Origin of the sequence: Idiomarina sp. H2 (assembly GCF_004364275.1) — a bacterium.
In the GTDB taxonomy this organism is placed as follows: Bacteria; Pseudomonadota; Gammaproteobacteria; order Enterobacterales; family Alteromonadaceae; genus Idiomarina; species Idiomarina loihiensis.
The window spans coordinates 103,620-119,638 of record NZ_SNZY01000001.1 but is presented as its reverse complement, the minus strand read 5'-3'; the positions used below and the strand labels follow the sequence as shown (position 1 = coordinate 119,638).

The following is a 16,019-nucleotide window of genomic DNA, read 5'->3' as shown; positions in this document are numbered from 1 at the left end:
AGTCCGTGGCCCATCAGCTTGCTAAAGGAAACGCCGCCGACCCGAAAGAAGACGCGGCGTTTATCAAGCAGATGGAAGCTGCGGGAGCTCCGAAAGAGCTGATAGAAAAACAGCGCATGAGCGCCGCCAGTAGCGATGAGATTGAGGTATTAAACAGCTGTTATCCGGCGGTTGAATGGTTCTTTCAGGTGTACGACCTGCTGCGCTGGAACCAGCACTTTTGTTTAGGGCTGGATGTGGTGGCCGTAGAAGCGGATGCGCGAATGCGCGGTATCGAGATAAACCCAAGCGATTATCAGAATCTGCGCACACTAACCGCTTACTACAGCGATGCGATTAACGAGGAGAGCGCGTGAGTAACGATTTAAGCTTGATGATACGCCTTAAGGGCGAATCCTCAGACCTGGTCAATGCACTCAGTAAAGCCAGCGCCCAGAACCGGGTACTTAATGGCGAGCTGCGAGCATCCGGCGCAAGCTCTCAAACCGCATCGCGTGGCTTTGACCAGGTGACCCGCCAAAGTAGCGCCATGGGCGGTGCACTTCGCACTGCCGGCATTGCCATTACGACGTACTTCGGTGTGACCCAACTCCAGAACATGGCCACTAACCTGACCAGTGCTGCCGGTAAGATGCAGGATGCGGAGGTTCGACTTCGCAACCTGACCGGCTCATCCGAAGAGTTTGCCGAAGCGCAAAGCTTTATCAGCGAAACAGCTGAGCGCCAGAGTCGTGACATTCTGGTATTAACCGATTCCTACGCTCGCTTATTGGCGCTTCAAAGTGGTGGCATCGTCACTGGGGCCGAAACTCGCGAAATCATGATCGGCATCAATGATGCAGCGGCGGGTTTAGGTGCTACTTCAGCTGAAGTGCAGCAAGTCATGTACGGCTTATCGCAAGCACTCGCCTCGCCTGTTGTGCGTGCCGAAGAGCTTAACCAAGTGGTTGAGTCGCTACCCTCATTGCTGCAAGCCATGGACAAAGCATCCGGTGCCGGTGAAGGTGGCTTTCGGCAAATGGTTAATTCCGGCCAGGTGACCTCTGAGTTTTTCAAAACAACGCTTATACAGGCACTGAAGAAGTGGGAAGGCGCTGCCGAGTCTACCTATGACAATATTAATTCGAAAATTCAGCGTAACCGCAACAGCTATTACGCCATGGCTAACGCCTTCGAAGATCCGATTGATGATGCGTTGACCCCGCTGTTAAACGCACAATCTGCCGCGATGGAGTTTGCGGCCAATAATGCCCAGACCCTTGCCACCGCATTGCAAGGCACTCTGATTGCGGGCGTTGGCTCACTGACCGGTATGCTCGGTGCCTATATCGTGGCACGTGCACGTGCCACCCAGGAAGAAACCCGATCACTGGTGGCCAAACAGCGCTCGCTTCAGGCGGAATACCAGCAGGCGGTAGCGGCGCAGCGTACAGCACAATTTGAATTGAACAAAGCGGCAGCGTTTCGTACCTCAACCGCCGTACTGACGGCCGCAACAGCGGCAACCAACCGCTACACAGCCGCACAAACCGCGCTAACGGCAGCGAACGCCCGCGTCACAGCCGCGCAAACCGCTAACGCAGCCGCGACCGCAGCGCTTGCCGGTCGTATGGGGATGCTGGGACGTATTGGTGGCGGTGTTTTACGAATCCTAGGTGGCTGGCCGGGCTTGCTTATTACTGGCGGCCTGGCATTGATGACCTTTGGCGGGCGTGCTAAAGAAGCCGCTGAAGACACGTTCGAATACTCTGACTCGCTTTACACCTTATCAGATGCCATAACCAAAACGGTCGATCAGCTCAAAGCCGATCAGCAGGCCGCTGGCACCGAGTTGCAAAAACTTTCCGCACACTTAGATGAGCTAGTAGCAAAGAAAAAGTCATTAGAGCAAAACAATAAGATGACGGCATTCAATGTCTTTGCTGGCGACCCTGGTCAAACTTACGCTAATGAGAAAGCTGAGATTGAGAGCCTAGAACTTCTCATTGAAGAAGTTCAGAAAAAAATTAAACAGCTAAAAGAAACTCAGGGCGAGCGCTCCACCGTCATCGACAACAAGAGCGAATCCAACAACCAGGCTGAGCAAGAAAAAGAAAAAATGCGCCTTAAGTCTGTTCAGGAGCAGGCGCAAAAAATGCTGGAAAGCCTTGAGAAGCAAAAGCAACTTCAGGGGCAGGTGTCAGAAGCGGCTAAGGTTCGCTATGAAGTGGAGCATGGTGCGTTAAAAGAAATCGAAGCCACTACCAAGCAGTTGCTGATTGAGAAAGCCAAAGAGCTGGACGCGGAAAAAGAGCGTCAGGAGCTTCAGTCGACCGCTAAAGACTATCTGGCCAACCTGCGCGAGCAGGCGAACGTGCACAACATTACCACCGAGCTTGCCCGGGTTCGTTACCAAATTGAACACGGCGAGCTTCAGGGCATCAATGCTGAACTGGAGAAACGCTTACTAAACGAAGCGCGCTTGGCCGATGCCGCGCGCCAAAAAGAAGAGCAAAAACAGGCCGACAAGAAAACCGAGCAGCAATTCACGTCGCTGACCGGCTCAATGGAAAACGACCTGATGAGCCCGGAGCAGCGGCTTCAGGCTGAATACGAAAAGCGTCTGGAGTTAATTGACCAGTACGGCCAGCTTGAAATCGCCAAAACTCAGGAAGTTGAACGGGCAAAACTTGCGGCCAAACAGTTGTTCGACAAGCAGACCGAAGAGCTTCAGCGCAAGCAGCTGCAAACTCAGCTCTATGCCGGCCAGCAAATCTTTGATGGTATGGCGGGGCTTGCCAAAGCCTTCGGCGGTGAACAATCAGCAGCTTATAAAGCGATGTTTGCGGTCAGCAAAGGCTTTGCTATTGCCCAGGGCGTTCTGAACCTGTCGACGGCTATATCCAATGCGTTTGCCCTGCCCTGGCCGACAAATATACCAGCGATGGCCACCGCAGCGACCGAAGGTGGTCGCCTGCTTACCACCATCAAAGGCACGACTTACCAGGGACAGGCTCACGATGGTATTTCACGTGTGCCGGCTTCGAATGAAGGCACCTGGATGCTGCGCCGTGACGAGATGGTGCTTAACCCGCGTCAGCGCGATAACTTCGAACACCTGGTTAACCGCGTTGACGGCATGTCTGGCGGTCGTGGCGGCGCGCAGGTCATTGAGTTCTCGCCACAAATTGCCATTGATGCCCGGGGCGCTGCCGAAGGTGTGGAGAACCGTTTAGAAGGCGTTATGGACGAGATGATGGAGCAAATGAAACAAGAGCTGTACGACGATTTTGCCAACAACGGTCCGCTGTCTCAGCGACTACGGAGTAATGCGGCATGAACCTATTCCCGGACATTGAGCCAACACGCAGCGGCTTCACCATAAGCTTTGCCACTAAATCCATGCTCTCGCCTTATAACCAGGTCGAAGAAATCTGGGAAGAGCCCGGCGACAAGTGGCACATTTCGTTACGTTGGGCGTTTATGACCAAAGCGGAAGGGCGTCGATTACGTGCTCACTTGTTGGCCCTGCGCGGCCATAGTGGCGTGACCTTTATCGAAGACACCGCGCACAGCAACGAAGGCAGCTGGAACGGCACGCCGGTTGTGCACGGGTCGAACCAATACGGCGTTCAATTAACCGCCCGGGGCTTTGCAGCGTCGCAAACGGTCGCCAAAGCGGGTGACCGCTTTCAACTCGGTAACCGGCTGCATGAATTAACTGAAGATGCGGTCAGTGATGGCAGTGGCATTGTCACGCTGAACTTTCAGCCGGAGATTATCACGGTGCCACTGGATGGGGATTTTCTGATCCACAACCGGCCACGTGTGCGCGCCATGCTAAAAGAGCCGGACAAGCTACCGTCCTTCTCTGGCACAAAAGCCGGCTTTCGTAATATCCAGGTGGATTTTCAGGAGGCGTTACGATGAGCCGCTTTACGGAGCCGAGCATTGAGCAGGTGCTGCTAAGCACCGACCCCAAACGGCAACTGGTATTCGCTGAAATCGAGTTCCCCAGCGGATGGGTGCGAGCGCACACCGGCGTGGGTGAGCGTACTTATAACGGTCAGGTGTATTTGGGAGTTGGCGAGTTGGCAAAAATTGGCAAGTTCAAAGAGTCTGCCGGCAAGTCGCCCAACGGTTTTGAAGTATCACTGCTTCTGGATGACCTGACGTTGTTCTCGGACATCGTCAATGAAGACCCGACCGGCCTAACCGCCCGGCTGCATTTAGTCGGCCTCGATGACAAGCGTCGCATCACCGGCGGTGCATTGTTGTTTGATGGTTTCAATGGTGGGCTGTCGGTGAAAAAAGGCAAACCGTTCACCGCCACGCTGCGAATGACCGACTGGTATGAGCGCTGGAGCAACCCGGTGCAAAACGCCCGTATTAGCAACGAGGCGCAACAAGCCATTCACCCGGGCGACAAAATTTACGATCAGGTTGAGAAGCTGGCTAAAGGCATCGACAGCGACGTGCCAGGACAACAAGTTGGCGGCGGCAGACCCGGCGGCGGTGCTTCGCCCAAACGAGTACGGAGACTGAGCGAGCGATGAAACGAAAAAATGACTGGCCGACCGAGTTGGCCAACTTCCTTTTAAAGACCCGTAAAACGCCGTTTAAATGGGGCGAAAACGACTGCTGTTTGTTTGCGGCCAACGCCATTTTGGCGATGGGTGGCAAGGACGTGGCCAAGGACGTTCGTGGTCATTACACAACGGCTATTGGTGCACGTCGCATCATGAAGAGCTTAGGTGCGGCCAATGTAGTTGAGCTCTTGACCCAGCGCCTGGGTGAGCCGGATGGCAAGCTCATGCGCGGTGCAATCGTAGCTGTTGAGTCAGACGGCCAACAAGTTGCCGGCGTGTTTTATCACAAGCCCTGGGCGCTGACCGTAAACGACGGCTTGCAGGGAATGCCGCACGAATCCGTTATCGCGTCATGGAGTCTTAGCTAATGCCCCCGGTTATTGTTGCTGTTGCTGCGGGTGTTGCCGCCGGTGCTGCTGTTGCTGGTACTGTTGCGGTCGCGACCGCCTGGGCGATAGGGATAGCCGTTGCCGCTGGCACCATCGCCTTACAAAACTCACTTCAACCTGAAATGCCTGGCGTTGAAGAATCAGTCAATGAATCACAAACGCTAACAACTCAGCCGCTACAACCGCATCGGGGGATTTACGGCGAAGGCGTTGTATCAGGCTCTATTATTGGCTATGGCAAGCGGCGAATGGGCGATAAAGAAGCGCATGTTGTCGTCGTGACCTTGGCTGGCCATCAGATAGAGTCAGCAGAGCTTTACGAGATTAACGGCAAGCCAAAGCCGAGCGGAACCACCGCAGAAATCATGCGGGGCGACCAAACAGAAGCCAACCAAACTGCCTTGCAGTACTGCGACGGGTGGACAGAAAGCCACGTTGGCTTTGGCCGCTCGTATGCGGTCGTTACCATTCCAATTGACCCGGAAGAAATGCCTTCAGGCCTTCAGAACATCACGTTCAAGGTCAAAGGGAAGCGTGTTTACGACCCACGTAAAGACACCACCGCCGGCGGCGATGGGCCGCACCGGGCCAATGATGAACTAACGTGGGAGTGGTCTGATAACGCCATCTTGTGCGCCTTTGATTACCAGCGCTTTCATGGCTTCCGCAAGCTTAGTCTGAATAAGTTCGACCTTGCTCACATTATGGATCAGGCGAACGTCTGCGACGAAATGGTCAGCTACACAGACAGCGATGGTGAGCAACAGTCAGAAAAGCGCTTTACATGCAATGGCTCATGGACGTTCGACCAGTCACCACCCAAGGTGCTTGAGCGTGTCTTAAGCTCTTGTGGCGGTAAAGCATACCGTCGTGGCGGCAAAATCTACCTTCATACGGCAAGCTATCATGGCATGGCTGAGTTGACACTCACGGATAGCGATGCCGCCGGTGAAGTGGTCATCACGCCGCACCGAGAGCTCAAAGACCGTTGCAACCTGGTACGCGCATCACTACAAGACCCGAAAAAAGGTTACCAGCCGACTGATGCGCCAGTCGTAACGAACAGCATTTATGTCGAGCGTGACGGCATGGAGCTCGAAAACGAGTTGCAGCTCAACTTTACCAACTCGTCTACCATGGCCCAGCGCCTAATGAAATACCACCTTGAGCGCAACCGTGCGGGGATGCGCATTCAGTTTCCTTGTAAGGCAAAAGGCCTATTGGCCATGGCGGGTAAAACGGTGCACGTTGACCTGCCTAACGAAGGTATTGATAAAGAATTTGTCGTTACCGACTGGAGCTTTGACGTTAAATCCAAAAAGATAGAGCTTGTACTGGAAGAAGAGTCACCAGAGCTTTACAGCGACAGCCTGGTGCCCTCTGAAGGCAATCTGACACCCAACACAAACCTGCCGGACTTTACACGCCCGGACGCGCCGGAGTCACTAAGCTTTGTCGTTGACTCAATATCGACGCACCGCCAGGGTTACGTGACCTGGTCGCACCCGACGCCTCGGGCGGTGACCGAGTACCGCATTGTCGTGCGCAAAGATGGTGATGACGTCGTTGAGTACCCGGTCATTGCGCGCAGCGGCGTACAGCTTAAGCAGGACATTAACGGTCTCGATGCCGGCCAGTACAGTATCGAGGTCTACGCCCGTAACCGCTACAACCGAACCTCCGTGCCGGCCACTATATCGCTGACACTGAATGTGCCCTCGCCACCAACAAGCCTGGGCGTTACTGCCGGCAACTGGGAAATAACCCTTGCGCCGACGCTCGCCGGTATCGGGTTGGGCACGATGTTCGAATTTGCTTATGGCACGACTGACAACATCATCGGTCGTGGAGCCAGCATTGTTATTCCCGGATTAACGCCTGATACCGAGCACGAGGTATTTGCGCGCACGGTGAATGTGCTGGGTAACTCTGACTGGCTATCTGCCACGGCTCAGACGACAAAAGATACATCGCAGGTCGATCCCATTATTGACCAGTACACCAGTCGTTTAAGTACCGTTGAAACGGATTTTCAGCGTTTCGTTGAAGAAGATTATGCCGATTTGCAGCAGCTCGTTAACGCCAATGCACAGGAAATGCAGGTGCGCTTTGGCTCGGAGTTGTTTGCCCGGGAAGAATCAGACGCCGCCATTTTGTCCGGCATTTTACAGTCTGCTGCATCACGCGATGAAATGCGCCGCCGTATAGACTACTCAATGGAGCTAATTGATGCCGCCATTGAGGTTAACGCTGAAACTGGCGAAATCACCAGCCGGGCATTTGCTTACACCGATGAACGCTTCACCCAGGCACAACAAAATATCGACGGTGTTGCCGGTCAAATTGAAACAGCGGTCGAGCGCATCAGTTACGCTGAAGAGCAGGTCGAAGCACTAAACTCAGAAATTCTTTTAGTGCCAGGGCTGATTGAACAAAAAGCGACAGCCATTGTATCGAACTCAATTGCCGCGCTGGAGCCAGCACACGCATTTAACTTCTTTGACAGCGCCCAGGGATGGAGTGCTGTCACCGGAACCGTCACGCCTGGCGTGAATAAAATCCTGCTAACGACGGGTGACATAGAGAACCAAGCGCTTAGCTACAACGGCTCGGAATTTCCGGTAATCAGAATGAAGGTGCGGCGGACGGCTGGCGACGGCTGGCTGGGCAATATCACGGCAACATTCACGGATGACACGACACAGACTTACCAGGGCATTATTGAGCCGATAGCCTCAACAGGCTCTGATGTTATTCGCATTGTCGACTTCACAGCACTGGAGAGCTACCACGGCAACATCAAAGGCCTACGGATAACGCTTGGCCAAACAACCGCTGATGAGTTCGAGTTAACCTCTCTGAACATCGGCAAATCAGACGCCGCACTCCAGGATTTAACCAATATCCAGGCACAGGTCACTGAAGCCAGTTCACAAATATCCGCGCTCGAAGGTCAGATTCAAGACCGCGTAACGGTCACTACATACGAAGAAAACGCAGTAACCCGGTCAAATGTGGAAAGCGTGCTGGACGGCCTCGACAGCTATGCGAGCATCAAAGCGGTCTATCAGTCTGTGGATGAGAACGGCGTCATCAATAAAGCCAATGAGGCCGCTATATTCCTGGATGGCGCAGAAGGCACATTCACATCCTTTGTCAGCAGCCTAAATGAAGAGCTTAACGAGCGGGATAACGTCATCGACCAGAAGCTTACCAACCTAGAGCAGACCTTTGACCCGGACGGCACGATTAGAACGCAGGCTTTCGGTATTTCAATGGCAAGAGAGATAGCCGATGAGGCAGCAATAGAAGAGCTCAAAAACACGCTTGATGGCGGTCTTGTTCGATTGGGTGAGCTCGACAAAGACGCCCGCTTTGCGTTAGCCCTAAATCAGCTGCAAATCGACGTATCGGAAGAAGGCTCGCTGGCGAAAAGCATTGACCAACTGAACAGCTTTACCCAGCAAGCCGGCGAGCAAATCGAGGCGCAGTCGTCACGAATTTCTCAGGCGGAGACCGATATTCACGGCTATGCCCGGGCGCTTCAGATATTGTCTTCACGCGTCGGCTCATCGGAGAATTTTGCGCAGGCGCAAATCTCACTCAACAGCCAGTATAACGAGCAGATGGAAGCGTTTGAGGCTAGGGCTTACATTGGAGTCGAGCAAGTCCAGGACGGCCGCGCAGTAATGACAGGCATTACCATTGGAGGCGTAACCAACGCTATCAGCGTCCAGGGCGACATCTACGAATTCGCCAATACTGATGGCGTTCCGCAGATGTACTACAGCACTGAAGACAAGACCTGGTTATTTGCCGGCAATATGGTTATCGGCGGCACTCAGGTAAGCACGCCGGAAGATTACCAGCGCATCACGGACAACAACCTCATCAGGCCGTCAGCGCATTGGACGCCAGGAACAAGTGGCTCGCAGGGGCCGTTCAGCAAAAACGGCTCGGACGATGAAAACGCGGTTGAATACCAGACCGGTCCACTGGGAGCGGTTGAGGCCATCTGGACGACAGCCAACGGTAATGATAATGGCGATGGCGGCTGGAATATCGATGTAAATATCGATCCCGATAAGACCTACCGCAACACCGTCTGGATGAAGCAAACCGGCGGCAACAACCAGCGCTTGTACCTGGGGTGCTCACAGTCAAACACAAAGAACCTGGATGGCACCAGTAACGGCAACCCATACCACTGGAGCGGCAATCTGCCGCAGTTGGATAAATGGTACCTGGTTATTGGCATTATTCACCCGCAAGGATACAACGGTAACGGCTCTGACCTGTCCGGCATTTACGACCCGGAAACGGGTGAAAAAATCACGAGCATCACGGAGTTTAAAAACGCCGGCGGCGGCACCCAGCGGCAACGTGTTTACCGTTATTACGTCACCAATCCGAACCACAAAGCTCAGTTTGGCCGCCCGCGCTTCGAAGAGGTCAACGGCAACGAACCAACGTTAGGCGCGCTGATTGGCCGCATCCCTCAGGATGGAGAGCAAGGGCCAGAAGGCCCACAGGGACCTCAAGGCCCTCAAGGACCGGAAGGACAACAAGGCTCAGATGGCGCAACCGGCCCCGGCTTTTTTGGTGGTCGTTGGGACACTATCAACTGGAACCAGGGATACGCCCGATTCCAGGAGGTTGCTGGCCGCGACCCAATCGCAGGCGACATTCTTGTGCAAACCCTGACCGACGGCTCGGACTCAGACGCTCGCCAGCGCCGCCCAGACAACTCAGGCTGGCAGTCTGTCGCCTTACTGATTAACGGCAGTATGGTGGCCACAGGAACGATTGCCGGGGACCGGCTGGTCGCAGGCACCGAATTGAACTCTCCAGTTATAAAGTCTGGCGAGCTCCACCTGGTCGGCCCTAACTATATGGAAGTGAAAACATCCACTCCGTTTGGGCCCAACAGCCTATTGGAGTGGCGCGGCCCCAGAAACAGCTACACATTCAATGAGTCAAATAAAAGCGTTAAGTTTGACGGACTCACCAAGGCAAATGCCATCGCTTACTTTAGCGCCGACGGTGACCAATACTTCGGCGGCTCAATCACTGCCGGCACACTGAGAAATGCAGTGCAATCAACCCAACTCGGAAACACAGACGTAACGGTTGGACCGTTTGGCTCTAACGGCGGTTTAATCGAAATTAAATGCTCAGTAAACGCATCCAGAAGCTCTGGCTTAGTGGCGGGCAACTGCCCATATCCGGCACCCGCAAACCCTTCCGGCACCCTGCGACTCTACAGAGAAACGGCAGGTGGCGATATTCTTGTCGCCACTCAAAACGTGAGCGGCAGCTACCAGTGCCATGACGAAGGCCCCGAGTTCATCGAGGTCTGGCAACTGAGCGGCTCATTCACCTATACAGACAACCTGCAAACAGCCAGCAACCGAACCTACCGGCTTGAGGTTCAGCACAACACCCCATTACAACCCAACGGCTCACAGAGCTTATCGCTCATTACGGAGGAAGCATGAGTATCCTATGGAGAGCAACCAGCGTTACCGTAACTAACGGCAACCGATTCATAACAGTACAGGCAGGCGATGATATTGCCGCCTTAAAGCCCGGCGCAACGCTGCATATTGATGGACACGTTCTCGAAGTGAAGCGCACCTACACCACTGATGGCGGTATAGACACTATCGAGACCATTGAAAACTGGGACGCAGGCTCAGCAACAGGGAAAGTCGCTAAGGGCGTTTTACACCCCGGCGCAATCCTGGCACTGAGCGAGCAAGCGAAGCAACTCATAGAGGCGTCCGAGCTGCTATTCGGTAGTCAGTCAGTTAGCCCGACAGCCGACTCAATTGGTAAACGCGATAGTAGTGGCCGATTAAAAACCACCACCCCAAACGCCAACGAGGACGCGGTCAACAAAGGCTACTTAAAGGGCGCCGCAACTCGGGATGTCGGTACCGAACCTGACAATCTGCCAGATACCACAGAGCTTAATAAGCGCCTGGGCACCACCGGCAATGTCATCAAGTCAATATCAATTCCGGGCGGCTTGTCGTTCATCCCTGACACGCTGCGCAAGCAGGTTGAACTGTCAACCCAAGGGAAAAACACGGTTCTTTACAACGCCAACGGCGACCCCTCCGTAATGGTGCCTATCTACAAGTTCAGATATGAAGACTTGGGCTTTGCCGGCGACCCGTTCGGCACCGGTGTTGCGACCGCATTTATGGTCAACGGCGTGGAAAAATCCGAGGTGTTCATCGGCGCATTCCAGGCGCACTTACACAACAGCCAGGTCGTATCATTGCCCGGTCTCGACCCACGAACATCGGTTGATTTTGATACAGCGAAATCATGGTGCCAGGCGAACGGCCAGGGCTGGCATTTAATGTCAGAGCACGAGTGGGCAGCGATAGCACTCTGGTGCATGGCAAACGGATTTGAGCCTCGCGGCAATACCAACTACGGACGCGCTCACGACGCGACCCACGAGATTGCTCGCCGGAATGACGGAGGCATTGCCGGTGACTCATCCGGCAATGGTGCGATACTGACAGGCTCGGGGCCAGAAGCATGGCGTCACGACAACTCTCCTTTCGGCATTGCTGACCTGACCGGCAATATATGGGAGTGGAGTGACCAACTTAAGCTAGTCGATGGCCGCGTTTACTGCACCACTGACAACAACTTTGAGGAGGACGAAATCAACTGGGTGCCGCAGGGGCATTACCTGTCCAACGAGAGCGGGAACCTCACACTGAAGAACAGCCCAGGCGTATCGAATGAGGACGGACTCAGCACCGACTGGGGCGCGCTATCAAAAGAATCTGGCTACAGCGAATCACAGCTACTGCAACGCCTGCTATTCTCACCTGCCGGCATCATTCCGCAAGGCCGTCTATACGCCCGAACGGGAGGCGAACGGCTCCCGTTTCGTGGCGGCGGCTGGAGCAGTGGCTCCAATGCCGGTCTCGCCGCTCGCGGCTTGAACTACGAGCGTTCGAGCACGGGCAGCAGTATCGGGTTTCGCCCCGCTTTTGTTGCATGAGTTCTTGCGCTTGGTTTCCTGTTAGCTGCGCGATAGCGCAGCATTACTTTTAAGTGGTTTTAAAATGCACGTACAACAAGATTTAATCGTCATTCAACGCATCGAAGAGATGACAAAATACGGATATAAAGCACTCGCTCACTTCCCGAAATCGGAGCGGCATGTGTTGAGCGCTGAAATCCGCCAGAGCATGTTTCGACTGCTGCGGTTGATGATTGTTGTATCAAAGCGCTACCACAAAAAAACAACGCTACAGGATGCTGACGCAGAGCTTGAGTTAACCCGCAGACTAGTACGACTAGCCAAAGATCTCGGGCATCTTCCATTCAAGAAATACGAGGTTTGGAGTCGTCATCTGGCAGAGATTGGCCGCTTCATCGGAAGCTGGCTTAAAAAGGAAAAGGGCTAAGTGCTACAACGGCTCCCGTATCGTGGCGGCAACTGGAACAATGGCTCCAATGCCGGTCTCGCCGCTCGCAACTTGAACAACGAGCGTTCGAACACGAACAGCAATATCGGGTTTCGCCCCGCTCTTAATGATTGCCCGAAGCAGCGCGGCCACGGCTTCGCTGACAGCGCATCTATTAAAAGGGCGCTTAGTCCTCACCCACAAGGTGAAACATATACAGGCAGCCGTAGGCTAGTAGGCGCACCGAGCGCTTTCGACTGCCGCCCTAAGCAGTCAAAAGGATTTGAAGTGAAGACATACAAGAACCTTTACCCGAGCATTTACGAACTCGAAAACTTACATAACGCCTACTTAAAAGCGCGCCTCGGGAAGCGTGAACGCACCGAAGTGCTGCGCTTTGAGCGAGACCTGGAAGGCAACCTAATCCGCCTTCAGGAGCACCTGATAAACGAGACCTACAGCACCGGCCAATACCGAAAATTCTACGTACACGAACCCAAGCACCGACTGGTGGCCGCATTACCGTTCCGCGACCGCGTAACTCAACACGCGCTTATTAGTGTGATAGAGCCGATTTGGGAGCGCCGCTTCATTCATCACAGCTACGCCTGTCGCCCCGGTCGAGGCATGCACAAAGGCAGCACTCAGGCACAGCAATGGCTGCGCCAAGTCCAGCGACAGCATGGCACCGCATACTGCCTAAAAGCCGATGTCAGCAAGTACTTTGCATCGATTAACCAGCAGGTGCTAACCGGTATATTAAGCCGCAAAATAGCTTGCCAGCGAACACTAGACCTTTGCAAAAACATCATGAGCTCATGGCCGGAAGGACTGCCAATCGGAAACCTCACGAGCCAGCTATGGGCTAATGTTTATTTGCACGAGCTGGACGCTATGGTTAAGCACAAATTACGCATCCACCGGTATATTCGCTACATGGATGACTTTGTCATTATTCACCACGATAAAAGCTATTTAAAAGCCGCTTTAAATACTATTACTGAGTTTTTAAATAATGTTTTAAAACTGCGCTTAAATAATAAAACGCAGATATTTCCGGTCAGCCAAAATAACGGCCGAGCACTCGATTTTCTCGGCTATAGAACATGGCCAACTCATAAGCGAATACGCAAAGATTCCGTTAAACGAATGAATAAAAAGATGAAGAAGATGGCGCGCCTTTACGCCGTCGGAGACATCGACCACGACTATATAAAAAGGCGCATTGTAAGCTGGATAGGCCACGCACAATACGCCGACTCATACCGCATCAGAAACAAAGTCTTAGGCTCTGTTACGTTCAAACGAGAGGGTTAAACCATGTACACCTATATATTTAAAGGACAAACACACAGCGACTTCAGCATCAGTTACATGCAGCAAATAGGCATGGACGAAGAGCAAATAGAAGCCGTTAATAACCAACGCAACCACGATTTAAAAGTTGCTAAAGAGAAGGTCCGAAAGGAGTGCTCTCGACGCATAGCTCGGCACTGGAACGAGGTAGGACAAATCAACGCCGCACTGGGCATCTACACACCGGAAGAGACAGAGTCATGCAAGCAATGCATTGAAGCACACAGAAGCGCCTGCAACACCCTGCTAAACAACCCTGACCTGCTAGATATTAACTATAAAAAGGATGGACATTGGCCGTCATAGAGCGGCCTTTTGTTTCAGTTTTTTCGGCGCGGCGTTGCAAAATGCGCGGCTGGCTACACCTCTTTCTGCAGACACAAAAAAACCGCCTCAAGGGCGGTTTCTTTTGTATCTGGCGGAGAGAGAGGGATTCGAACCCTCGATACGTTGCCGTATACACACTTTCCAGGCGTGCTCCTTCAGCCACTCGGACACCTCTCCAGAACGGCCGCTATGGTAGGGGTTTTAGCCGTTCTAATCAAGGGGTTTAAGCAATTTTAAAGCGTTTCATGCCATTATTTAATCGTTTTGCCAGTTCGTTCAGCTCACGGCTGGCTTCACTAATTTGCTCTGAGCCCGCTGCTGTTTGCTCAGCAGCCTGAGTAATGGATGTGAAGTTCTGGTTTATCTCTTCCGCTACGGCAGTTTGTTCTTCCGCTGCAGTCGCAATTTGCGCGTTCATGTCGCTCATTTTTGCAACCGAGCTATTCACCGCATGCAAAGATTTACCGGCGGAGCGTGCCTGTTCAACACTTTCTGCTGCCTTTTCTCTGCCTTTTTCCATAACGGTAACAGCGTCGTTGGCACTCACTCGCATGGTTTCAATTAAGCTTTGAATATTACGGGTTGAGTCCTGAGTTCGGTTCGCTAGTGCGCGGACTTCATCAGCAACCACGGAGAAGCCGCGGCCATGTTCGCCGGCACGGGCGGCCTCAATTGCGGCATTCAACGCCAGTAAATTGGTCTGGTCTGCAATGCCTTCTATTACTTCCAGTACTTTATGAATTTCTGCCGTGTTATCAGACAACTGACCAATAACTTTTGATGCACCTTCAACCTGGTTTGCCAGCTCTTCAATAGATCGTATAGTCGCTTCAACTTCACGGCTACCACCAACAGTCTCTTTATCAGTGTCGTCCGCCAGCTGAGCCGCCTGCTCTGTATGCTGAGCAACTTCCCGCACCGTCTGCGCCATCTGATGAATTGCCGTTGCACCCTGAGTGGTCTGCTCTTGCTGCTGAACCACTAATTGCTGGTTATCATTCGCTGTTTCAGACAACTCGTTCGATGAGTTCAGAATCGTATCGGCAGAATCATTAACGTCCTGCAGAATTTCTCTAAGTTGACGAACCATGCGGTTAACGTCTGCCATCATGCTATCTTCATAGCGTGTTCGGGTTGAGACCGTTAAGTCACCATCAGCAATGCGCTGCAATACTTCAGCCGCCTCTTCGGGCTCGCCGCCTATGGTGTGAGTCAGCTTGGCCACTATCCGCCAGGCTGCTATACCACCACTTATAATGGCAAAAGCCGTCACCCACCACATTAACGTGGCGAAATTTGCACTGCGATCCATGACCCCTTCGGTACCTGACGCTATATTCTGCTCCTGATAATCGATGAAGGTATTAATGCGATTCAGCCACTCCGCATAAACCGGAGACAATTCATTCAGTACGTACTCCTGCGCCTGTTGTCGGCGATCTGAACTCAGCAAACGCTCAGTTTCCTCGGCGGCGGCCAGTCCTCGCGCCTGCACGTCTTCAATAGCGGCCAATAATTCACGTTCTTTACTGCTAACCAAAGTGCTGTCAGAAAAAATAGCACTCATGCCCTTATCTGCTGTATTGTAATTCGCCTTTAAATCATCAATTAGCTCACGCAGCGGAGGACGATCAGCGGCATCATCCACAAGTACTAAATCGCGAAGAGCAATAGCCCGGTCATGGACACTGCCACGATAATTAATAGCAAAGCGTTGTTTTTCACTTCCTACTTCATTCACTCTAGTTAGTGTTTTATCTATTTCGCCAACTTGGTACGTACCGACAATTGTCGTTATAACAAGTAACAGTAGAATAAAGGCAAACCCCGCGTACAATCGATTTGCTATAGTCATTTAATGCTCCAGAATGCGATGAACTATTCATCTATGTAATTGAACGATTATACTAATTAGGCTTAAAGATGGATCAAAAAAATTG

Annotated in this window: 11 protein-coding genes and 1 tRNA gene; 10 read left to right on the top strand and 2 right to left on the bottom strand. The window is 52.9% G+C overall.

All coding sequences use genetic code 11. The annotated features are described in order from the left end of the window. Positions 1-5 precede the first annotated feature (5 nt). The 10 genes from DET62_RS00590 (at position 6) to DET62_RS00545 (ending at position 14,058) form a co-directional block, all read left to right on the top strand. Positions 6-356 carry a hypothetical protein gene (locus DET62_RS00590; RefSeq protein WP_110012712.1) on the top strand — a complete coding sequence of 117 codons (351 nt, stop codon included), beginning with the start codon at positions 6-8 and terminating at the stop codon, positions 354-356. Beyond that, entirely contained in the window at positions 353-3,319 is a 2,967-nt protein-coding gene (locus tag DET62_RS00585) for a tape measure protein (protein ID WP_110012713.1), read from the top strand. Before DET62_RS00590 ends, DET62_RS00585 begins: the two co-directional genes overlap by 4 nt. Next, a complete protein-coding gene (locus DET62_RS00580; RefSeq protein WP_110012714.1) occupies positions 3,316-3,909 on the top strand; it encodes a hypothetical protein in 594 nt (197 codons plus the stop codon). Before DET62_RS00585 ends, DET62_RS00580 begins: the two co-directional genes overlap by 4 nt. Before the next feature lie 95 nt (positions 3,910-4,004). Further along, positions 4,005-4,535 carry a hypothetical protein gene (locus DET62_RS00575; protein WP_133566264.1) on the top strand — a complete coding sequence of 177 codons (531 nt, stop codon included), beginning with the start codon at positions 4,005-4,007 and terminating at the stop codon, positions 4,533-4,535. After that, the gene (locus DET62_RS00570) at positions 4,532-4,936 is read left to right on the top strand and encodes a hypothetical protein (protein ID WP_110012716.1); all 405 of its coding nucleotides are present in this window, start codon (positions 4,532-4,534) and stop codon (positions 4,934-4,936) included. The genes DET62_RS00575 and DET62_RS00570 overlap by 4 nt, the downstream gene beginning before the upstream one ends. After that, positions 4,936-10,455 carry a phage tail protein gene (locus DET62_RS00565; protein WP_110012717.1) on the top strand — a complete coding sequence of 1,840 codons (5,520 nt, stop codon included), beginning with the start codon at positions 4,936-4,938 and terminating at the stop codon, positions 10,453-10,455. The genes DET62_RS00570 and DET62_RS00565 overlap by 1 nt, the downstream gene beginning before the upstream one ends. Continuing rightward, a complete protein-coding gene (locus DET62_RS00560) occupies positions 10,452-11,987 on the top strand; it encodes an SUMF1/EgtB/PvdO family nonheme iron enzyme (RefSeq protein ID WP_110012718.1) in 1,536 nt (511 codons plus the stop codon). Before DET62_RS00565 ends, DET62_RS00560 begins: the two co-directional genes overlap by 4 nt. 64 nt (positions 11,988-12,051) lie before the next feature. Next, positions 12,052-12,396 (top strand): diversity-generating retroelement protein Avd, encoded by a 345-nt coding sequence (gene avd, locus DET62_RS00555; RefSeq protein ID WP_110012719.1) that lies wholly within the window; start codon positions 12,052-12,054, stop codon positions 12,394-12,396. A 288-nt stretch (positions 12,397-12,684) separates the two neighbouring features. Next, positions 12,685-13,713: a reverse transcriptase/maturase family protein gene (locus DET62_RS00550; RefSeq protein ID WP_110012799.1), complete on the top strand. Its 1,029-nt coding sequence runs from the start codon at positions 12,685-12,687 to the stop codon at positions 13,711-13,713. 3 nt (positions 13,714-13,716) lie between these two features. Continuing rightward, positions 13,717-14,058 carry a hypothetical protein gene (locus tag DET62_RS00545; RefSeq protein WP_110012720.1) on the top strand — a complete coding sequence of 114 codons (342 nt, stop codon included), beginning with the start codon at positions 13,717-13,719 and terminating at the stop codon, positions 14,056-14,058. Positions 14,059-14,168: 110 nt separating this feature from the next. Here the strand turns inward: DET62_RS00545 and DET62_RS00540 are convergent. Together DET62_RS00540 and DET62_RS00535 are read right to left on the bottom strand one after the other, a co-directional pair. Continuing rightward, a tRNA-Ser gene (locus DET62_RS00540) sits at positions 14,169-14,256 on the bottom strand. Between the two features lie 46 nt (positions 14,257-14,302). Continuing rightward, positions 14,303-15,934 carry a methyl-accepting chemotaxis protein gene (locus DET62_RS00535; protein WP_110012721.1) on the bottom strand — a complete coding sequence of 544 codons (1,632 nt, stop codon included), beginning with the start codon at positions 15,932-15,934 and terminating at the stop codon, positions 14,303-14,305. Between the last annotated feature and the right edge of the window lie 85 nt (positions 15,935-16,019).

What these genes read in the sequence shown, in the direction of transcription:
- DET62_RS00565 (WP_110012717.1), top strand. Translation starts at nt 4,936, where the DNA reads ATGCCCCCGGTTATTGTTGCTGTTGCTGCGGGTGTTGCCGCCGGTGCT.
- DET62_RS00545 (WP_110012720.1), top strand. Translation starts at nt 13,717, where the DNA reads ATGTACACCTATATATTTAAAGGACAAACACACAGCGACTTCAGCATC.
- avd (WP_110012719.1), top strand. Translation starts at nt 12,052, where the DNA reads ATGCACGTACAACAAGATTTAATCGTCATTCAACGCATCGAAGAGATG.
- DET62_RS00560 (WP_110012718.1), top strand. Translation starts at nt 10,452, where the DNA reads ATGAGTATCCTATGGAGAGCAACCAGCGTTACCGTAACTAACGGCAAC.
- DET62_RS00580 (WP_110012714.1), top strand. Translation starts at nt 3,316, where the DNA reads ATGAACCTATTCCCGGACATTGAGCCAACACGCAGCGGCTTCACCATA.
- DET62_RS00535 (WP_110012721.1), bottom strand. Translation starts at nt 15,934, where the DNA reads ATGACTATAGCAAATCGATTGTACGCGGGGTTTGCCTTTATTCTACTG.
- DET62_RS00570 (WP_110012716.1), top strand. Translation starts at nt 4,532, where the DNA reads ATGAAACGAAAAAATGACTGGCCGACCGAGTTGGCCAACTTCCTTTTA.